At 34.9% G+C, this 21,909-nt stretch carries 22 protein-coding genes; 1 reads left to right on the forward strand and 21 read right to left on the reverse strand.

Annotated features, from left to right (window positions below):
- Nucleotides 1-156: 156 nt before the first annotated feature.
- The 7 genes from H8909_RS08200 to H8909_RS08230 all read right to left on the reverse strand — a co-directional run bounded on the left by H8909_RS08200 (nt 157) and on the right by H8909_RS08230 (nt 7,670).
- Entirely contained in the window at nt 157-1,425 is a 1,269-nt protein-coding gene (locus tag H8909_RS08200; protein ID WP_187012484.1) for a glycoside hydrolase family 1 protein, read from the reverse strand.
- Nucleotides 1,418-2,719 (reverse strand): PTS sugar transporter subunit IIC, encoded by a 1,302-nt coding sequence (locus tag H8909_RS08205; protein WP_187012485.1) that lies wholly within the window; start codon nt 2,717-2,719, stop codon nt 1,418-1,420. The genes H8909_RS08200 and H8909_RS08205 overlap by 8 nt, the downstream gene beginning before the upstream one ends.
- Nucleotides 2,720-2,721: 2 nt before the next feature.
- On the reverse strand, nt 2,722-4,110 hold the full coding sequence (locus tag H8909_RS08210; protein WP_187012486.1) for a glycoside hydrolase family 1 protein: 1,389 nt from the start codon (nt 4,108-4,110) through the stop codon (nt 2,722-2,724).
- Nucleotides 4,111-4,219: 109 nt separating this feature from the next.
- Nucleotides 4,220-5,017, reverse strand: a complete 798-nt coding sequence (locus tag H8909_RS08215) for a MurR/RpiR family transcriptional regulator (RefSeq protein WP_187012487.1) — start codon at nt 5,015-5,017, stop codon at nt 4,220-4,222.
- Nucleotides 5,018-5,086: 69 nt separating this feature from the next.
- Complete coding sequence (locus tag H8909_RS08220; RefSeq protein ID WP_187012488.1) at nt 5,087-5,431, reverse strand: zinc-ribbon domain-containing protein; 345 nt, start codon at nt 5,429-5,431, stop codon at nt 5,087-5,089.
- Nucleotides 5,432-6,820, reverse strand: a complete 1,389-nt coding sequence (gene gltA, locus H8909_RS08225) for an NADPH-dependent glutamate synthase (RefSeq protein WP_022425249.1) — start codon at nt 6,818-6,820, stop codon at nt 5,432-5,434.
- Between the two features lies 1 nt (nt 6,821).
- On the reverse strand, nt 6,822-7,670 hold the full coding sequence (locus H8909_RS08230; protein ID WP_117458509.1) for a sulfide/dihydroorotate dehydrogenase-like FAD/NAD-binding protein: 849 nt from the start codon (nt 7,668-7,670) through the stop codon (nt 6,822-6,824).
- 167 nt (nt 7,671-7,837) lie between these two features.
- Between H8909_RS08230 and H8909_RS08235 the strand changes: the two genes are divergently transcribed.
- Nucleotides 7,838-8,626 (forward strand): HAD family hydrolase, encoded by a 789-nt coding sequence (locus H8909_RS08235; protein WP_187012489.1) that lies wholly within the window; start codon nt 7,838-7,840, stop codon nt 8,624-8,626.
- A gap of 16 nt (nt 8,627-8,642) precedes the next feature.
- Here the strand turns inward: H8909_RS08235 and H8909_RS08240 are convergent, their stop codons facing one another.
- From H8909_RS08240 to H8909_RS08305, 14 genes are all read right to left on the reverse strand, one after another.
- Nucleotides 8,643-8,873 (reverse strand): hypothetical protein, encoded by a 231-nt coding sequence (locus H8909_RS08240; RefSeq protein WP_022425252.1) that lies wholly within the window; start codon nt 8,871-8,873, stop codon nt 8,643-8,645.
- Nucleotides 8,874-8,941: 68 nt separating this feature from the next.
- A complete protein-coding gene (locus H8909_RS08245) occupies nt 8,942-9,559 on the reverse strand; it encodes a VanZ family protein (RefSeq protein WP_187012490.1) in 618 nt (205 codons plus the stop codon).
- Nucleotides 9,560-9,685: 126 nt separating this feature from the next.
- Nucleotides 9,686-12,337, reverse strand: coding sequence for a bifunctional acetaldehyde-CoA/alcohol dehydrogenase (gene adhE / locus H8909_RS08250; protein ID WP_187012491.1), 2,652 nt, complete (start codon nt 12,335-12,337; stop codon nt 9,686-9,688).
- A 247-nt stretch (nt 12,338-12,584) separates the two neighbouring features.
- Complete coding sequence (locus H8909_RS08255; protein ID WP_238928251.1) at nt 12,585-12,941, reverse strand: type I restriction-modification enzyme R subunit C-terminal domain-containing protein; 357 nt, start codon at nt 12,939-12,941, stop codon at nt 12,585-12,587.
- 270 nt (nt 12,942-13,211) lie between these two features.
- Nucleotides 13,212-15,011 (reverse strand): oligoendopeptidase F, encoded by a 1,800-nt coding sequence (gene pepF, locus H8909_RS08260; protein WP_187012492.1) that lies wholly within the window; start codon nt 15,009-15,011, stop codon nt 13,212-13,214.
- Between the two features lie 96 nt (nt 15,012-15,107).
- Entirely contained in the window at nt 15,108-15,854 is a 747-nt protein-coding gene (gene tpiA / locus H8909_RS08265; protein WP_022425257.1) for a triose-phosphate isomerase, read from the reverse strand.
- A gap of 24 nt (nt 15,855-15,878) precedes the next feature.
- Nucleotides 15,879-17,063, reverse strand: a complete 1,185-nt coding sequence (locus H8909_RS08270; RefSeq protein ID WP_117458491.1) for a phosphoglycerate kinase — start codon at nt 17,061-17,063, stop codon at nt 15,879-15,881.
- A 75-nt stretch (nt 17,064-17,138) separates the two neighbouring features.
- Nucleotides 17,139-18,032 (reverse strand): DUF7916 family protein, encoded by an 894-nt coding sequence (locus tag H8909_RS08275; RefSeq protein ID WP_187012493.1) that lies wholly within the window; start codon nt 18,030-18,032, stop codon nt 17,139-17,141.
- A gap of 54 nt (nt 18,033-18,086) precedes the next feature.
- On the reverse strand, nt 18,087-18,875 hold the full coding sequence (locus H8909_RS08280; RefSeq protein WP_187012494.1) for a Cof-type HAD-IIB family hydrolase: 789 nt from the start codon (nt 18,873-18,875) through the stop codon (nt 18,087-18,089).
- Between the two features lie 71 nt (nt 18,876-18,946).
- The gene (locus tag H8909_RS08285; RefSeq protein WP_129981105.1) at nt 18,947-19,210 is read right to left on the reverse strand and encodes a hypothetical protein; all 264 of its coding nucleotides are present in this window, start codon (nt 19,208-19,210) and stop codon (nt 18,947-18,949) included.
- Nucleotides 19,211-19,229: 19 nt separating this feature from the next.
- On the reverse strand, nt 19,230-20,066 hold the full coding sequence (locus H8909_RS08290; protein WP_187012495.1) for a PTS system mannose/fructose/sorbose family transporter subunit IID: 837 nt from the start codon (nt 20,064-20,066) through the stop codon (nt 19,230-19,232).
- Between the two features lies 1 nt (nt 20,067).
- Nucleotides 20,068-20,916, reverse strand: a complete 849-nt coding sequence (locus tag H8909_RS08295) for a PTS mannose/fructose/sorbose/N-acetylgalactosamine transporter subunit IIC (protein ID WP_006507020.1) — start codon at nt 20,914-20,916, stop codon at nt 20,068-20,070.
- A 30-nt stretch (nt 20,917-20,946) separates the two neighbouring features.
- On the reverse strand, nt 20,947-21,438 hold the full coding sequence (locus H8909_RS08300) for a PTS sugar transporter subunit IIB (protein WP_117458485.1): 492 nt from the start codon (nt 21,436-21,438) through the stop codon (nt 20,947-20,949).
- A gap of 14 nt (nt 21,439-21,452) precedes the next feature.
- The gene (locus tag H8909_RS08305) at nt 21,453-21,881 is read right to left on the reverse strand and encodes a PTS sugar transporter subunit IIA (protein ID WP_022425265.1); all 429 of its coding nucleotides are present in this window, start codon (nt 21,879-21,881) and stop codon (nt 21,453-21,455) included.
- Nucleotides 21,882-21,909 lie beyond the last annotated feature (28 nt).

Below are 21,909 nucleotides of genomic sequence, written 5' to 3' on the forward strand. Positions count from 1 at the left end.
ACTGATTCACTGCCATCTAAGTATCTTCTACATATTTCAATTTTTTGTTCTTTTGAAAACTTACTTTTTCTTCCCATAAGAAAACCTCCTCAGCAAACAGTGCTTTTAATTATTTGCACTGTCTACTGGGAGGTCATCATATCATTTTAAAGGTGCCTATATGTTATTTGAATAGTATTTTTTAATAATATCAAGTGTGAGGGCATTATTTTCTACTATTTCACCATAGAAATATCCACTTGGTTTAAGTGTTCTTTCATAAGTTTCATGATTAACTGAAGCTAATCCAAATGTTGGTGTATAAGTGCCCCATTCCCAGTTATCTAATAATGACCAATGAAGATAACCTAATACTTTCACACCACTATCTATCGCCTGCTTGACAGCTTGTAATACAGCCGCAATGTAAATGACACGATATTTATCATTTTTGCAAGCAATACCATTTTCAGTAATGAGAACTGGTTTATCCTTTAATCTATTGAGACAATGGAATACAACCTCGGGGCAAATATCATCACTAAAATATGGAACATCTAAACTGTGAATACTGCTTGCTTCATAGCGATCAAATCTAAACATTGCTTTTCTACTATTAATCAGCTGTCTTGTATAAACATTCACTGCCCAGAAATCACATGTATCCTTTAATTCAGGCATATAAACAGCATCATGGAATGGTACAACGATCTCCCCTGTTCTTATTGCATGTAGGAAGAATTCATTTTCCATATAATCTATATAATCTGCCATGATCTGATCTGGCTTATCTGTGACACCTCTCATAGGTTTCTTTTCTGCATAGTTCATTGGAGATGAGACAGGCTTATTTGAATATTTCTTAATGACATGATATGCCTTAGCATGATACTGAAGTAAATTGATACTTTCTTCAATTGTATATTCGAAGACAATGTTCATCTCATTGATAATGAGCCAGCATTCAACATACTCATCAAACTCCGGAACAACCTTCTCAACATATCTTAAGAAATAATCAAGATTATCCATAGTTTTAAATGCACCTAACTGGTGAAACCAGACAGGATGTGAATTATGATGAAGTGTTAAACATACCTTAATGTTATTCTTCTTTAATTCTTTCAAGACATCTCTATAATGTTCAATCTCTTTTTCATCAAACTGACCTTCTACTGGTTCAATACGTGACCATTCCAAAGACATACGATATGAGTTTAAATGCATCTTCTTGAGTAATGCGATATCCTCTTTGTACATTTCATAGCTATTACATGCACGTCCTGCCATTTGATAAGGTACACCACCGTATGCAAACTTAGGTGCAATCTCCTTATCATCATAAAATGAATTATTGTTACCTTCAATCTGTTGTCCTGCAGTAGTAGCACCCCATAAAAAATCTTCTGGGAATGTAATATCTGAATATTCTAGTATATTAATCATTTGCTTTTTCTTCCTTGATTCTATTTTCTTCTTCTAATGCCTGTTTATCTAACATCTTAAAGAATGGATACCAGATAATACATGATAGAACAACTGCAACAAGTTCATAGATACCTGCACTCACGCTTCCATTTACCATACCATGTATAAATGGTGGAAGAGATCCTGTACCAAGAATACCAACATAAGGCGCAATGATATGAAGTTTCATGAGTAAGTAACCTACAGATGATACAACGATTGGGCATACAATAAATGGAATGATTGTCATGACATTCAACATAAGTGGTAAACCAAAGATAAGTGGTTCATTGACACTGAAAATTCCACAAGGGAAAGTAATTTTACCAAATGCTTTATATCTTTCACTCTTAGCTGTAAAGAACATCATAATAACTAAACCAATTGTCGCACCACAACCACCAATACAAGCTAAATCCCATAAGCCAAAGTTAATAGTATGGACAATCCCATGTCCTGCTGCAAGTGAAGCTGTGTTTTCTGACATATAGCCTAACCAAACTGGAATAAGAATTGGTAAAACTGTCTGTGATCCATGAATACCGAAGAACCATAATAATTGGGCAATAACTAATAATAAGATAAATGCAGGGAAACTTCCTACTAGAGACTGTAATGGTGTCTGAATGATTGTATAGATAAAATCATTAAATGTCTTAAAATGAGTGACAGAGAAACCATATTTTACAAGTCCAAACACTAATACAATGACAACTGCTGGGATTAATGAAGTGAATGAATTGCTGACCATTGGTGGAACACCTTCTGGCATCTTGATTGTAATATTCTTATTCATAAAGAACTTCATAATCTGAATGACAATCAATGAAACAACAATTGCTGAAATAACAGCTTTTGGTCCAAAATAAGCCGCATTAAACATATTATTTGATACCATACCCTGTCGTTGTACAGTAATAGGTGCTAATAGAATGAATGCCACTAAAGAGATTACTCCTGTATTAAATGCATTCTTCTCAATGCCATAAACCTTAGCCCCATTATATGCAATAGAGAATGCCATAAATAAGCCAATAAGCTCTGTAGTGACATTAGGTACAAAATTAATGATAGTCAATAAGTGTGTTGCCTTTAAGAAATTCTGATAAGGTGCCCATGTGATAGAAGTTAAAACCGAAAAAATTGCTCCTACCATGATAACACCTAGAAGTGACATAGAACCTCCTGATACTGCCTGCAATGCTTTAATTCTAGATATTTTATTTGCAACTGGAATAAATTTTTGTTCCATGAATTGTATAAACTTGTTCATATTTATTCTCCTTTGAATCCATTATTCTTAATAACATTCTTATACCAGTAAAAACTGTTCTTCTTAATACGTGCACATGATTTTACATCTCTATTTGTACGGTCCACATAGACAAGACCATAACGCTTATTAAATCCTTCATGTGAACTAACAACATCTAAAAATGACCAAGGACAATATCCAAAAAGCGGATAACCTTCTTCAATCAGCTTATAACACTGATTAATATGTTTTGTCAGATAATCAATACGATAAATATCATTTATTGAACCATCTTCTTCTATTTTATCTGTATAAGCCATACCATTTTCAGTAATAATCATTGGTAATTCATATCTGTCATAGAGATTTCTAATTCCAATATATAGACCATCTGGATCAATTCCAAAATGCATCCATTCTGTTGGTTTCAATTTTTCATTATTCACAACATAGAACTGATCACTGATATAAAATGGTGGCATTCTTGTACATTCATCTTCTGGATATTTAGCTCTGACTGTGCAGCTTGCATAATAGTTTACACCAATGAAATCTGGATGATTTTCTTTAAGATAATGGAGATCTTCTTCATTCATTTCTGGATAAACATCTCTATCCTTCAAATATTTTGTAAAGTGATGAGAGTAGTGTCCCTTAATAGATAAATCCAGGAAACTCCACTGCACTTCATCCTCTGCATTCTTTGCAGCAAGCACATCTTCTGGTGCGGATGTTGCTGGATAAATCACCTGCATAGCAACTACATGACCAATTTTTCCATCAGGTACCATTTCTTTAAAATAACTTGTCGCAATCTTTTCTGCTAATGTCATATGATATGACATCTGATAAAGATTCTTCTGTCTTAAATGTGGATCTTTTTCAAGATTCATATTCATATCATCTGGTGCTGTAGCACACATCTGTTCATTAATAGTTGCCCACATTTTAACCTTTGATCCAAATTCTTTAAAACAGATTCTGGCATATTTTACATATGCATCTACACATTTTCTACTCTTCCATCCTCCATACTTTTCAATCAATGCATAAGGCATTTCAAAATGATAAAGTGTAGGAAATGGCTGAATACCATTTGCAAGAAGCTCATCAATCAACTCATGGTAGAAGTTCAAGCCATTCTGATTCACATTTTCACCATCTGGCATAATTCTTGACCAGAAGAATGAAAAGCGGTATACCTTCATACCAAGTTCTTTCATTAATTGTACATCTTCTTTGACATGGTGATAATGATCTGAGGCAGTTTTATAGTCTGCCAAACCATCTGGTATATGACGCATGTCGCTATTCGCAATACCTCTTTCTTCATTAAAACCGCCTTCTACTTGAAAGGCACTTGTAGAAGCACCCCATAAGAAGTCTTTAGGAAATTCTTTGTTTTTCATATTCTTTTTCCTCCCACTGATATCTTAATACAAGGGTGACTTATTTTTTTCGTCAAAAAAATGCTGAAGATGTCATATTCTCCAGCATAATTTCAGTTTATGAAATTTTTTATATATGTGAATAGTTAATATAGTAGTAAATAATAATCAACTCAATTGTATACATAAGAGTAATACGTCCTTCAGTATTACTATTTGTCTTATTGCATAAGATGACTTCATCACATGCACTAATAAGTTTGCCAACTGTAATCATAGATATAGCCACAATCTTACATTCTTTTTCTGTCAATATATCAATAATCTCTGTATTACGATAAAAGAAACTTCCTTCTAATGAGATGATGAATACTAGTGAATGTGGTGCAATATTTTTTGCAAGTTCTAATTGTTTTTCATCAGAAACACCTAATTGAATCAAACGATTTAAACTTGCCATCTTATTTTGGAAATGAATACCTACATAATTTGCATATTCTAAACCAAATAAAGCAATTTCCTTCGCCTGATAGATCATTTCACATACTCTATTTAATTGACGATAATCAATATGTTCAAAAGTGAATTGTATATTCTCTATAACATTTTCAGTATATCTTTGATAAATGGGCTTTAAGTCTTCAGCAGTTGCCATGTTGATACGTTTAGAATAATCTACATCAATAGTAAGTGTATTATCTATATCATTCTTAAATTGTTTATAACTATCATACCCAAGTGTTCTCACAAATCTTGTAATAGATGAAGACGACACATAACACAAATCAGCCAAATCAAAAATAGTCAATTCTGGAATCTTATGATAATTCTGTAATATAGTCTTAGCTATATCAACATTCACTTCTTTACCATCACCATAATTTACAATACTTAATAATTGAGACATAATTGAAATACCTTTTGGCATGAGTAACACCTCCATTCCTCTATTTTACTAAATCAAACTGTTACTTTACAAGTATGAAAAACACAGGAATCAAAAGATTCTGATTCCTGTGTTTAATAATAATGCATAAGTTGCAATAATATTCAATATAAAGCTAACGATTCCTGTAATTAAACATGCTTTTGCCTTATTAGGTGTCATTCTTCTTTTCATAAAGAAGAAGATAACACCCATAAAAGGGAATAGGAATGAAATAATACATAAACCAATAGAGGCACGATCTTCTTCATAATAAGGACTTGTATAGCCATTACTAGAAGCATAGTCTTCCATAGTTGTGTAGTCTGTTCTATTTTCTAATCTGACAGGTTCTCCACAATTAGGACAGAACTTTGCATCTTCCTCTAACTCTTTACCACATCGTGTACAATACATTTATTCACCACTTAATTTTTCATCAATAGCCTTAGCTGCTTTTTTACCAGCACCCATAGCAAGAATTACAGTAGCAGCACCAGTTACAACGTCACCACCAGCCCATACGCCTTCTTTAGATGTATGGTTAGTTTCTTCTTCAACGATGATACCACCCCACTTCTGGCAATCAAGACCAGGAGTAGTCTGTCTAATTAATGGGTTTGGAGACTGACCGATTGCGATAACAACTGTTCCACAATCAATAGTAAAGTTAGTGCCTTCTTTTGCAATTGGTCTTCTTCTACCAGATGCATCTGGTTCTCCTAATTCCATTTCTACACATTCAAGAGCTTTAACTGAACCATTGTCACCATGAACAGCAACTGGATTAGTTAATAACTTGAAGATAATACCTTCTTCCTTAGCATGATGTACTTCTTCAGCACGTGCAGGAATTTCAGCATCACTACGACGATATACGATATATACGTTCTTAGCACCAAGTCTCTTAGCAGTTCTTGCAGCATCCATAGCTACGTTACCAGCACCTACAACACATACTGTATCAGCCACTTTAACTGGAGTAGGATGTTTAGGGAATTCATAACCCTTCATTAAGTTAACACGAGTTAAGAATTCGTTTGCAGCATAAACACCATCAAGGTTTTCACCTGGAATACCCTGGAAACGAGGTAAACCAGCACCAGCACCTACGAATACAGCATCATAGCCACTTTCCTGTAATTCATCAATTGTGATAGAACGACCTACTACAACGTTTGTTTCAAACTTAACACCTAAATCTGCAACGCCATCAATTTCAGCCTGTACTAAATCTTTTGGTAAACGGAATTCTGGAATACCATAAGATAATACACCACCAGTTTTATGTAATGCTTCAAATACTGTTACATCATAACCACGTTTAGCAAGTTCGCCTGCACATGAGATACCTGAAGGTCCTGAACCTACAATAGCCACTTTCTTACCGTTCTTTTCAATCTTAGTTTCAGTTGGTTTACCATGATCTCTGTGATAATCAGCAACGAATCTTTCAAGTCTACCAATGGCAACTGATTCACCCTTGATACCTCTAATACATTTACCTTCACACTGGTTTTCCTGTGGACATACACGACCACAGATTGCAGGTAAAGCATTTTCTGTAGTGATGATTTCATAAGCTTTTTCAAAATCACCATTCACTACTTCCTGAATAAAATGAGGGATAGGTACATTTACTGGACATCCATCCACACAGCGAGGCTTTTTACAGTTTAAGCAACGAGCTGCTTCTTCCTGAGCCATTTCTTTTGTATATCCTAAAGCAACTTCTTTAAAGTTAGTTGCACGAATTTCAGGTTCCTGAGAAGGCATTTCTACCTTTTTATTTGACATATTAGGCATATTATTTAACCCCCTTCATTAAGTTACACATACGGTCTGCATTGCTGTCAACAAGATGTTCTTCTTCCTTGAACATTCTCTGTCTTGCCATTAATTCATCAAAGTCAACATTTAAACCATCAAAGTCTGGTCCATCAACGCAGGCGAACTTGATCTTACCATCAACAGTTACACGGCAGCATCCACACATACCAGTACCATCAATCATGATTGGGTTAAGTGAAACCATTGTCTTAATATCTCTAGGCTTAGTTACTCCAACAACTGCCTTCATCATTACAACTGGTCCAATTGCAATAACTTCATCATACTTTTCACCCTTATCAAGTAAATCAGTTAATACATCAGTAACAAAACCTTTTGTACCTACAGAACCATCATTTGTTGCGATATATACATTATCACAGAATTCTTTAAAACGATCTGCCCATAATACATACTGTTCTTCACGTCCACCAATGATTACATCAACCTTAGTACCAAGTTCAGCTAATTTTCTTAACTGTGGGAATAATGGTGCACTACCCACACCACCAGCTACACCGATCACGTGATCCTTCTTTTCAAGATGAGTAGGGACACCAAGAGGACCTACGAAGTCAGTGATATAGTCTCCTTCTTCTAACTTAGCAAGCTGTTTAGTAGAGTAACCTACAATCTGATAAATTATTGTGATTGTTTCCTTTTCTCTATCATAATCAGCAATTGTAAGAGGGATTCTTTCTCCATCTTCTCCTACACGTAAAATAATAAACTGACCTGGTTCACATTTTCTTGCAACCATTGGCGCATGTACTTCCATTAACTGTACAACGTCATTAAGTACTTCTTTTTTTACAATCTTATACATATTCTCAATCCTTTCTGAATCTTATTTAATCTTATCACATATTAGGTTTCTATTCAATGTCGCTTGATAGTAAATTAATGCGCTAACATGTGGCATTTTCAAGAATTGAGAGGGAGTTGACATATGTAATTATTTGTGGTTTAGTTTATAAAACGAGGAGAATATTTATGAGTAGAAAAGTTATATTTTTTGATATCGATGGTACTTTATCTACAGAAACAGACTTTACTGTTCCTGAAAGCACAAAGAAAGCAATTAAACTAGCTCAGGATAATGGACATATCCTGATGGTGAATACAGGACGTACTATTTGTATTATAGAAGATGTAATTAAAGAATTAGGATTAGATGGTTATATCTGTGGTTGTGGGACTAATATCTACTATCATGGTAAAGAAATCTATCATGCTAAACTTCCTTCAGAATTAAAGAAAGGAATTGTGAATAAAGCTATTGAATTAGATATTGATGCCGTATTAGAAGGTCCTGAATCTATTTATTTCCCTGAAACAATCAAGTCAAAGACAGTTCAGGAAATCAAAGAACATTATAGTGATATTAAAGTAAATGTTCCTGTATATCATAAAGATGATGAACCTAATTTTGATAAGTTCACTGCATGGTATACACCAAAAGATGATATTGAAGCATTTAAGGATGCATTTAAAGATGATTTAGAATATATCCAGCGTGCTGAAGACTTCATTGAAGTAGTTCCTAAAGCATGTTCTAAAGCAACAGGTATTCAGACATTTATTGATCTCATTGGTGCTTCTATTGATGATTGTATTTCCATTGGTGATTCTACCAATGATCTACCAATGTTGACTTATACTAAGGAATCAGTAGCTATGGGTAATTCTAATCCTGTTCTATTTGATTATGTAACGTATATTACAACTGATATTGAAGATGATGGCATCTATAATGCCTTAAAACATTTTAACGTCATCTAAACTAAAAGCAGCCCTTCTAGGCTGCTTTTTGAAATGATACAATTCTTTCTCCATGGAATGAGACTTGTCCCTTTTGTCCTTCTAGATATTCATGAGGTTTTGTTACTTTGAGTACAATTTCTTTACCAAGTTCTGATTCAAATATGATCTTATCTTCAAGGACTTCTTTTACAATCACATCTTCAGTGATGTAGTATCTTGTTAGGAACAAATATAAGAACAACAATAGTAGAAAAATAAAAAGCACAAGATTCACCTCTTTCTTATACAATTATTGTAACAGAAAAGATGTGTAATACTTGTGATTTTTTGACTTTAAAATAATTTTTTAATGAATGGGATTTTCAATACAATATATAGAATCAGTACGCCGCTCATATTCAGAATGATATCATCTATATCTGCTGAACCAACCTTTCCTATATACTGAATACATTCTACTCCTATAATCATGAATAAGAAAAAGAGGAAATAAGGTAGAAATGAACGCATTGATTTAAACAAGACATATACAAAATAACCAAAAGGCATGAACAACATGACGTTCCCAATCATATTCAGAATGATATTCTTAATAGGTAATGTATGTCTTTCATAAGCTGTGTAATAAAGAAGTATTGTCTTTAATGGACTGATATTCACACTACTTACAACTTTAACATGTCTTAATGCCGGGTTAAGGAACAATTGATAAGTAAGATTTATAAGGTAGATGATGAATGCGATGCTATGAAGTATATAGAACATTCTTCTTTTATTCTTTACTACATTTCTTGCGTCATAAGCATAACCTACTAAACCAATCATCTGTATAATAACAAGCACAAATGTCTGTGTAATAGAAAACTTGATTGTATAAGAAATGATATCGATTAATTGAATAATGAAAGCGACAGCTGCAACTAATAAGAATAGATAACGTTTATGTTTCATGACAGTGTCCTCCGACAGACCATTTTAGTCATTTTATTATAATGAGTCAACAACCGTTTTTATTTAACATAATTTAACACAAAAAAGAGGAGAGCCGTAAGGCTTTCCTCTTAGTGGTTTTAAGAATTATTTCTTAGCGAATGGAGATTCGTAATCGTAGATTGTTTCTAGGATAGCTTCCATATCTTTAACCATAGGCATTCTTGGGTTAGCAGGAGTACACTGGTCTTCGTATGCGTTCATAGCGATTCTATGTACTGATTCTTCCCAATCAGCTTTGCTGATGTTCTGTGACTTAACGTTTACAGCACCACCAACTTTTACCCATAATTTTTCAACAGCCTGTGCGAACATTTCAACACCTTCTGCATCAGTCTTTGGATGTAAGCCGATTAATTCTGCTAATTCTCTATATTTCTTATCTGCCTTATAGTCTTCGATCTTTGGCCAGATGTTTAACTTAGTTGGAACTGTACCATTGTATCTGATTACATGTGGTAATAACATACCGTTAGTACGTCCATGAGGAATATGCCATTCTCCACCGATCTTATGAGCTAATGAGTGGTTCATTCCTAAGAATGCGTTAGCGAATGCCATACCTGCGATTGATGCAGCGTTATGCATCTTAATTCTAGCATCAGGATCACCTTCAAGTACTGACTTTTCAAGGTTTTCGAATACTAACTTAACAGCCTGTTTAGCCCAACCATCAGTGAAGTCAGAAGCTAAGATTGAAACATATGCTTCAACAGCATGAGTTAATACGTCGATACCAGTATCTGCAGCGATTTTTGGTGGCATAGACATAGCGAATTCAGGGTCAACAATAGCGATTGTTGGAGTTAAAGCGTAGTCAGTTAATGGATATTTCTTGTTTTCCTTAGTATCAGTGATAACTGCGAATGGAGTTACTTCTGAACCTGTACCTGAAGTAGTTGGGATACATACTAACTTAGCTTTCTTACCAAGTTCTGGGAACTTGAATGCTCTCTTTCTGATATCCATGAATTTCTGCTTGATGTCATCGAAGTTAACTTCTGGATGTTCATACATTAACCACATAACTTTAGCAGCATCCATTGAAGATCCACCACCGATAGCGATGATTGTATCAGGCTGGAAGCTCTTCATGATTTCAAGACCCTTAAGAGTCATATCTAAAGATGGATCTGGTTCAACGTCGATGAATAAGTCAACGTCTACTTTGTTACGTCTTCTCTTGATAACATCTTCGATCTTTCCTACATAACCAAGGTCATACATACCTCTGTCTGTAACGATCATTGCTTTCTTCATTTCCTTCATATCTCTAAGATATCTGATTGAATTTCTTTCGAAATAAATCTTTGGAGGAAGTTTAACCCATTGCATATTGTTGTTACGTCTCCCTATTCTCTTAATATTTAGTAAGTTAATAGCACTTACGTTGTTTGATACTGAGTTATGACCATAAGAACCACAACCAAGTGTTAATGAAGGTAAGAATGCATTGTATACTGAACCGATACCACCGAATGTAGATGGAGCGTTTTCAATAATACGGATAGCTTTGATTCTCTTACCGAATGCTTTAGAAATTTCATGATTAGTAGTATGGATTGCAGCTGAATGTCCTAAACCGTTGAATTCAACAGTCTGAGCAGCCTTTTCAATACCATCTTCTGTAGAGTTTGCTTTGATCATACCTAATACTGGAGAAAGTTTTTCTCTAGTCATTGGTTCATTAGGACCGATTTCCTTAACTTCGCAAACTAAGATCTGAACATCATCAGCTACTTTGAAACCAGCCTGTTCAGCGATCCAAGTAGCGTTCTTACCTGGAACAATGCTGTTTAATCTAGCTTCATTTACGTTTTCACTGTATGCTGTTGCACCGAACATGAACTGTTCAAGTTTCTTCTTTTCTTCAGCATTACAGAAATGTACATGATAACGACCAAGTTCTTTCTTGAATTCATCATAGATTTCGTGATCTACAACAACAACCTGTTCAGATGCACAAATCATACCATTATCGAATGATTTTGATAAATAAATATCGTTTGCTGCCATTTTGATTTTACAAGACTTTTCTACGTATGCAGGAACGTTACCAGCACCTACACCTAAAGCAGGTTTACCACAAGAGTAAGCAGCCTTAACCATTGCGTTACCACCAGTAGCTAAGATAGTAGCAACACCTGGATGATTCATTAATGCACTAGTTGCATACATAGTTTTCATTGGTAACCACTGGATTACGTTCTTAGGAGCACCAGCTTTTACTGCAGCATCTAACATTACCTTAGCAGCCATAACTGAACAGTCATGAGCACCTGGGTGGAATGAGAAGATAATTGGGTTTCTAGTCTTCATAGCGATTAAAGACTTAAAGATAACTGTAGAAGTTGGGTTTGTTACTGGAACGATACCACAAACAACACCAACTGGTTCAGCGATTTCAGTGATACCAGTAAGTGGATCTTCATTAATAATACCTACAGTCTTTGTATGACGCATGTTGTTAGTAACATATTCACAAGCGAATAAGTTCTTAACAGCTTTGTCTTCAAATACACCACGGCCAGTTTCTTTTACTGCAGCTTCTGCAAGAACACCGTGCTTATCAAGACCAGCAACTGACATCTTTGCTACGATGTAGTCAACAGTTTCCTGGTCAAAACCTTCGAATTCGTCTAATGCTGTTAATGCGTTATTAACTAACTCATCAATGCAAGCATCAGTCTTTTCTTCTGTCCATTCTTCAACTTTCTTTTCGACTTTCTTATCAGCCATTTTTATATCCTCCATTGACCAAAATATTTCTTATTCATATTTTGTAAGTTCACTATACATGACTTCTTGTGAAAAAACAAGCATACTTTTGTGAAAATTTACACAATTTGTAGAATGCATTTACTGTAAACGTTTGCAGTTTAGGGATATCCGATTAGGTGTTTTTCTGCTTAGTTTATATCAAAAATTTAAATTATAATTATTTTTTATAGTGATAGAATACTCTCAAAATTGTGAACGTTTTCTTTTAACATCTTTCGCTGAACGTATCTACAGTCTTTAATATCTCTCTTGCAATATTCATCTTATCCTTAAACAAGGCACTCATACTACCAATTGACTTGAAAGGATCCTGTAACAAAACCTTCTTGTCTTCAATGAAACCATTCTTCACAATATAATCTACTAATAACTCTACAAAGTGAATCTGTCTAGAATTCAAGCTCTGATCATCTAAGAAACGTGAGAATTCAGCCATAGCTGCTTGTCTATCTAATCCCACTATCTTTCTAATTAATCTTGTGATAGGTGTATCACCAAAATGTAATCGATAATCGTCTTTACTTCTCAGGTCTATCCATAACAAGTTTTCTAGATGTTTCATTTCATATAATAAGATTCTTATACAAAATAACTAGTACTTTTATGTTAACAGTTCTCTATATTATGTGTATTTATACAGTCAATAAATGCTTTCTTTATCTTACTTATACCATAAAATAAAACAACCCTTTCGGGTTGTCCTATGACTTCTTGCTCACGGCATATTAAAAATTATAGTAAGAATACAATCCTATTAATCCTAGAACTAACATAATTAACAAAATTGAAAAAATTATTTTTTTGTTTTTAAATTCATGCTAATCTCTCATTCTTATAATTTCTTTAATGTTTCTTCTACATCATCTAGAATCTGACTGAACTTAGTTAAAGCTCTAGATACAGGTTCTGGTGTACTAAAATCTACACCTGCATGCTTTAATTCATCTAATGGATAAGCACTACCACCCATTGATAAGAATTCTAAGTATTTCTTTACTGCACCATCTTCATTATTAAGAATTGCTTCACTTAGCGCAACTGCTGCACAATAACTTGTTGCATACTTATATACATAGAATGGTCTATAGAAATGAGGAATTCTAGCCCATTCATACTGTACTTCATCATCAATGACTAGATCTTCACCAAAATAATCTTTGATCAAGTTCTTATATAATGTATTCATGCTTGCTGCAGTGATGGCTTCTCCTCTTTCTGCCATGGCATGTGCATCTCTTTCAAATTCTGCAAACATTGTCTGACGATAAACTGTTCCCTTGAAACCTTCTAGATAATGGTTTAATAAAGCTAAACGTTCTTTAGGTTCAGTTGTCTTCTGTAATAACTGTTCTACAAGTAAGTTTTCATTGACTGTAGAAGCCACTTCAGCCACAAAGAGTGTATAGTCTGCATTTTGTGGTGTCTGTGTATGGTTAGAAAGCCATGTATGCTGTGAATGACCCATTTCATGGGCAATTGTACTAACACTATCTAATGTGCCTGTAAAGCTTGTGAGGATGTATGGATTAGAGTCATAAGTACCACTAGAGAAAGCACCACCACGTTTACCATTATTAGGATAAACATCAATCCATCTATCCTTATAAGCCTGTTTTACTCTATTGACATAATCTTTACCAAGTGGTGTGACTGCATCTAATACCATCTGCTGTGCTTCTTCATAAGTATATGACTTAGATGATCCTGCAACTAGAGGTGTATAAACATCATAATAGTGTAGTTCATCTAAACCAAGCATCTGTTTTCTTAAACGTACATAACGATACATTTCAGGCATGAACTTTCTTACTGTATCTACTAAACTATCATACACTACACCAGGTACATGTTCATAAGCCATGCTCATTGCACGTGAAGACTCATAATGTCTCACCTGTGCTTCTGCTACTGCTTCTTTAATACAGCCATTATAAGTAGCAGCAAAAGTATTAATATGCTGCTTGAATCCTTTATAGAAAGATTTAAAGGCATTTAATCTAAGTGTACGGTCTTCACTCATCTGTAAAAGAATATAGTTAGACTGATTAAGTTCATGGACTTCTCCATTTGAATCAGTCACTGATTCAAATGTCATATCAGCATCCTGTAAGCTTTCAGAAATCTTACTAGGAGCCCCTAATGTTTCTGTAAAGGCGGCAAGAAGTGCTTCTTCTTTTGCACTTAATACATGAGGCTTCTGATCTAATAACTTCTGCATATTAAATGCATATGGTTTTAAATCATCTGAATGTACAATTGATTCTAAAACTTCTTCATCAAGTGATAGGATTTCTGGTTCAGCAAAGCTGATTGCAGTTGCATAAGCTGTATAGACCTGATACGCTTTTGCTTCCATTGCCTGTGCGTCACTATCTCTTGTATCTTCACAATTTCTAAGTGATGCATAACAATAGAAATCAGATAACTTTCTACCTAGATGTGTATCAAAATCAAAGAATTCTCTGATTGTTTTCGCATTATTGAGTTTACCCTGGTATTCAGGTAATTTCTTAATCATTTCATCAAGTTCAGGTAATGCGTTATTCCATTCTTCATCGTTTTTAAAAAGTGTTGAGAGATCCCACATATATTGTGGATCCATATCTTTACGTTCTTTCATTGTTTCTGCCATAATCATGCTCCTTTCAATGAGTTAGTTATAGTATACCACTCATTTGTATTTCATACACAAAAAAAGATGATTCCAAAGGAATCATCTCTTAAATAATTAGTCGTTTAAAGCTTCAATCATAGCTACGTATGATTCAACCTGTAATGATGCTCCACCAACTAAAGCACCATCGATGTTAGGCTGTTCAAGTAAAGCTTTTAATGTAGCAGGCTTTACAGATCCTCCGTACTGAATTCTTACTTTTTCAGCAACGTCCTGACCATAAAGTTCAGCAACTACACCTCTAATGTAACCACAAACGTCTTCTGCGATTTCATTAGTTGCAGTCTTACCAGTTCCGATAGCCCAGATTGGTTCATAAGCGATAACTACTCTTTCAGCAGCTTCAGCTGTAACATCCTTGAATGCAGCAACAACCTGAGTCTTAACTACATCATGAGTCTTTCCAGCTTCATATTCTTCTAAAGATTCACCAACACAAACGATTGGAGTCATACCGTTGTTTAATACCTGAAGCATCTTTAAGTTAACAGTTTCATCAGTTTCACCGAAGTACTGTCTTCTTTCAGAATGTCCTAAGATAACCCATTCAACACCGATTTCTTTTAACATTCCAACGCTTACTTCACCAGTATAAGCACCACTGTCTTTGAAATGGCAGTTTTCAGCAGCAACGATTAAGTTCTTTGCGCCTTCTTTAGCAGTTGCTAAATCTAAGAAAGGAGTAGCGATACCCCAATCAGCTTTATCAGTTACTTTACCATCAACAGCAGCAACAAATTCCTTTGTTTCTGCGATGCCATGGTTCATTTTCCAGTTTCCTACAATAATTGGTTTTCTCATTTTAAATTATATCTCCTCGAAAAATTATTTATCGTTGATAGCAGCGATACCTGGTAATACTTTACCTTCCATATATTCTAATGATGCTCCTCCACCAGTAGAAATATGAGATACCTTATCAGCGAATCCTAACTGCTTAACAGCAGCTGCAGAGTCACCACCACCGATGATAGTGTTAGCACCCTTAAGGTTAGCTAACATGCTACATACAGCTTTAGTACCTTCTGCGAACTTAGGCATTTCGAATACACCCATAGGGCCATTCCAGATAACTGTCTTAGCACCTTCAAGTTCTTTAGCAAATAATTCAACAGTCTTAGGACCAATATCAAGACCCATGTATCCTTCTGGTACATCTTCACCAACAACCTTGATATCACCATCTTCACCGAACTTACTGCTTACTACAGAGTCGATTGGAAGGATTAACTTATCTCCACCCTTTTCGATGAATGACTTAGCTAAGTCTACCTTATCTTCTTCAACTAATGAAGAACCAACTGTATGTCCCTGAGCTTTAGCGAAAGTATAGCACATACCACCACCGATAATGATCTTATCAGCAATGTTTAATAAGTTTTCAATTACACCAATCTTAGAAGATACTTTAGAACCACCTAAGATAGCTACTAAAGGTCTTTCTGGATCAGATACAGCCTTACCAATATAAGCGATTTCCTTTTCTACTAAGAAACCTGCAACTGCTGGTAAGTGAGCAGCGATTCCTACAGTTGAAGCATGAGCTCTATGAACTGAACCGAATGCATCTTCTACGAATACATCACCAAGTGATGCCCAGTAAGCACCTAATTCAGGATCGTTCTTAGTTTCACCAGCTTCATAACGAGTGTTCTGAACTAAGATAACCTGTCCGTTTTCAGCGTTCTTTACTGCTTCTTCAAGTTCAGCACCGCGAGTAGCGTTTACGAACTTAACATCTCTTCCTAATAATTCAGCAAGTTTAGGAGCAACAACAGCCATATCGTTCTTAGCTTTGTCTTCTTCCTTCTTGATCTTTCCTAAGTGAGAGAAAAGTACAACAGCCTTTGGGTTGTGATCTAATAAGTAGTTGATTGTTGGTAATGCAGCAACAACTCTGTTATCGTCTGTAATTTCTCCTGTGTCTTTGTCTCTTGGTACATTGAAATCTACACGTACAAGAACTGTCTTGCCTGCGACATCAATATCTCTAATTGTTAATTTATCCATTAATTATCATCCTCCTACGACGAATTATAGCACAATTAAATATTTATATACAATCAAAAATACTATTCTTACTAATTATCTGTTTACAGATGAAGCAATTTTATGATATGTCCATCTTTTTCCTCTAATGGCAACGCTTAACGTCATGATATTTTCAGGTAAAGCCATACCACACCATCCAGCATCACCGATATGCTGAATGTCTACACCACATCTTTTATTCACAATCGCGATTTCTCTGACTGTTTCAGTATCTGCACCTTCCTGGCTTGTACCGATTGCAGATAATGCTAAAGCGTTATGTGCATGAATATATTCACATGCTTTAGTAACTGTTGCTTCAGATAATCCTGGAACAGTATTTACAGCTGGCATTAAGATAACATCAGCACCTGCATCAATGAATTCCTTAATAGATTCTAAATCTACTACTGGTTCATTAACACCAGCGCCATGCATCTTACCAGCAATAATTAAGCCCTTGAAATATTTCTTAGCTTCCTTAATTGCAGCTGCAATTGAATGATTAGATACACCAACACCTGGGTTACCTGTTAAACAGATGAAGTTGAATCCTAATTCCTGTGCTTTCTTAAATGTTTCAGCAGTTGCCTGTCTACCAGATGCAATTGTCTGTCTTTCTTCAAGCATATCAGCATCTAAGTCTACTGGTTCAAGGTTGCACCCTACTGGTCTACCAATTAATTCCTGTAACTTCTTAACTGGTTCATCACATTCTGGCAAACCATTGATCACTGGATTATTGCAATCAAATACGTTTAAAAGAACCATATCACTACCAAAAGAAACAGCGAGTTCCGCATTAGTTAAATCTCCTAATAATGGTGGAATAGCCACTACTGTTTCAGTCATGACAGTTCTTCCTTCACATGCAAGAATAGACTGTTTTAATTCTTCTCCATTCATTGCAAGCATTTCACTTGTTGTACAATTCAATAATCTTTTCATATTTTATTCCTCCGTAATTGCTTACATTATACTACAACTATTCGGAGATTTCTTCTATATAATATTTAATTTTTGTAAGGCATTGAAAATGCCATCTTGATTATTGGTACTTGTTACGTCATTTGCGATATTTTTAATATCATCAGGTGCATTTCCCATCGCAATACCCATTCCTACACTCTCTAACATCTCTTTATCATTATAGTTATCACCAAAAGCGACAATATCCTGTTTATTAATAGAATAATAGTCACATAGATGATTAATGGCATCTGCTTTAGTGACTCCTTCATTCATGATTTCTATTAAGATGTCTGAAGAACAGGCAATAGAACAATGAGGAAATCTTTCTTTTAAGCTTCTTTCTATCTCTTTTGTATAAAGAGGATTACACATACATAATAGCTTATGTATTTTTCTAGAAGGATCTAAAGAAGAAAGTGTACCTTTCTGTGCTTCTGCTTTTACTATACGTTCTTCTCTTAATACACGAGGATCTTCTTTATCCTCTACCAACCAATCATGTAATGCATAAATATTAATAGTACAATCAAACTTCTTTTCTTTAATAAAAGTAATGACTTCTTCTGTCTGTTTATAGTTCATCCCATTTTCATATAATACCTGTCCCTTTTCATCTAAGATGAGTCCTCCACTAAAACAGATCATTGGACAAACAATATCATTTTCTTTCAGTATTGGATAGATACCTTCTGGACTTCTTGCAGAGACAGGTAAGAAAGGAATATCTAAAGATTTAATAGCGTCTCTTGTTTTAGGACTCATATGATGGTCATCTGTAAGTAATGTGCCATCAATATCACTTAATATACATTGATACATATTGTTACCTCCAAAAAAATGAGCATCACAATCAGTGATGCTCATAGAACTAAATTTATAAGTTGATAGGATTATTGAATTAAATCTAATATCTTATTGACGTTGTTTCTACCATTTCTAATTCCAAGCCCAATAATCACAGATATGATTACACAAAGCACCATACCAACAATACCTACGATTCTTGTTATAAGAGATGTAGGTCCAAATAAAATGAACGCAAGGAATAATGAGGAAAAAATGATTGAACACTTTAGCCATCTCTTTAGGTTGTTAAGCATCTTAGTTTGATATTTTACTTCTTCTACATAATGTGATTTAAGCTCTTTATTCATGATAGAACGCTCCTTTATATTAGTATTTTAATCCAGGGTTGAAGAATCCGATAACAACACCTACGAAAGCAACAACTACAAGTAATAACATTACTTTGATAGGAGACATTTTCTTCTTAGCTAATAGATACCAGCAAAGAATAACGAATACTGCTGTTAAGAATCCAGGATAAACACCATCTAATGTTTTCTGTAATTCTAAGAAAGGTTTAGTTGCACCAGCTGCAGTCATTGTGAATGAAGTTTTGATACTTACCCAAGTAGCTGCAACAGCACCAATAACGATACCACCAAGCATTGTGATAGATTCTCTTAGTGCTTCACCCTGAGGACCTACTAAGAAGTCTACGGCTTTACCACCAAGTTCATAACCTTTGAAATATAAGAATTTCATACCAAAGTATGCGAATAAGTTCCATACGATGATATAGAAGATAGCACCAAGAGGAGAACCTCCAGTACTCATACCTAAAGCGATACCTAATAAGATAGGAATAACAGTACCTACAACTAATGAGTCACCAATACCAGCGATTGGACCCATTAAACCAGCACGTAAACCATTGATTGTTTCATCATCTACGTCATCAGCACCGTTTGCACGTGCTTCTTCAAGACCAGCAGTTACACCAACGATAACAGTACCTAACTGAGGTTCAGTGTTAAAGAAAGCTGTATATGTTTTTAAAGCTTTTGCCTGATCTTCTTTTTTGTCATATAACTCTTCGATAATTGGTAACATTGATGTTAAATAACCAAAAGTCTGCATATGTTCCTGTGAGAAACATGTAAGGTTACCATAATACCAATGATGGAATGATTTTGATAGAGTTTTCTTTGAAATCTTCTTTTCCATTTTAGATATCCTCCTCGTCATCATCATCTAAATCATCTGCAGCAACAACAGCTGTTTTTGATAAAGAAAGCATTTTGATCTTGTAATTGATTAAAGCGAATAATGCAGCAATTAATGTTGCAGATACTAAGTTAATGCCAAGTGAAGCAGCTAATGTGAAGCCAAAGAAGAATGGGATGAAATCTACTGCTTTAGTAACAATCTGTTTTAATAAGATAGCAATTCCGACACATGGTAATAATGAACCAACAGTGAATAAAGTCTTCATAGCAAGACCATCCATTGGTAAGTAGTTCTTGATTAATTCAACCATTGGTGCACCCATTTTACACATGATTAATGTTGGAATGAATGAACAAATGATATGTGAAATCCAAGGAAGTACCCAGTCAACTGTATATAATTTCTTGAAATCACCTTTTTCAACTGCAGTCCAGCCAATATGCTGCCATGCTAAGTTGATAGTCGCTGTTCCATAGAATAATACTGTACCTAATGTACCAACCATTGTACCAAATGAAGTAGCAAGACCCTGAGCTTTAACTGAAGAAGGATCTAAACCATAAGAATGAATCGCAATCATTGCAAGTGGAATACCAATGTAGCTGACAGCACGAACGTCTGCAGATACTGTTCCACCAGGAGTAACTAATGCGATATAAACTAACTGCATAGCGATACCAACAAGAATACCTGTCTTTAAATCGCCTAAGATAATACCACAAACTAAACCACCAACTAAAGGTCTACCTAATGTGTAGTTACCAATAGAAGTACCACCTAAACCTGGCATACTTGATAAACAAGCAAATAAACCAAGTAGGGCAGCTTGAAACCAACTAATTTCCATAATTTCTTTCTCCCTTAAATATAATATTTGTTAATAACCGAATTTACCTTTGAAGTCATCCCATGTACCGATTGAAACATCTGGTAATAAGGCAAATTTGATTTTATAACCTGCTTTAGAAATTCTTTCGAATGCATCTGCTTCTTCCTGAGTAATAGACTGGTTATTACCAAGCTTTACAGCGCCTTCACGGTCATTACAAGGACCAACAATAACTGTATCAATACCACACTTGAATCCCTGATCTACTAGGATTGTAGCCATATCAACAGGGTTCTTAGTGATTAAGAAATACTGAGTATCAGAGTCTAATACCTTCTGAGATTTCTTAGCAAAAGCATCAAGTGTCCAGACAAATGTCTTTTTACCACTTGCAGCTTTATAAGCAGCCTTTAATACGCTGTTATCTGCTGCTTTATCATTAACTGCTACTAAACCATCACAAGGATATTCTCTAGCCCAGCGAGTACAAGTCTGACCATGAATCATACGGTCATCAATACGAATAAATGAAACTGACATATTTATTTTCCTCCTTAAATGTCATCTTCTTCGTCATCATCTGATGCGAGTTTAAATTCTTTTAATGCTTCATGTGCTTCACCAAGTACTGCCTGAGGAAGCATTTCCTTATCCATGTTATCCTTCATCAATACTGTAGTTAATGCAAGTGGAAGATTCATACCACCAAGGACAACTGTATTATCTGTTAAACCTTTTTCATTGATTACATTTAGTGCAGTAGTTAATGGTGATCCACCAATTAAATCACCAAGAAGAATGATTTCATCTTCTCCAGTAATAGGACTTACTGCTTCCTTAAATACTTCTGCGAATTCATCAGCAGTTTTACCATTTTCTAATCCAACTGCAATGACTTCTTTCTTTTCTCCAGCTAACATGCTAAGTGCATTGGCTAATCCCTTTGCAAACTCACCATGGCTTACAAGTACTACATATTTCATCTTTCTTCTCCTCCTGTGATTACATTCT

This window comes from Catenibacterium faecis, assembly GCF_014306455.1.
GTDB lineage: Bacteria > Bacillota_I > Bacilli_A > Erysipelotrichales > Coprobacillaceae > Catenibacterium > Catenibacterium mitsuoka_A.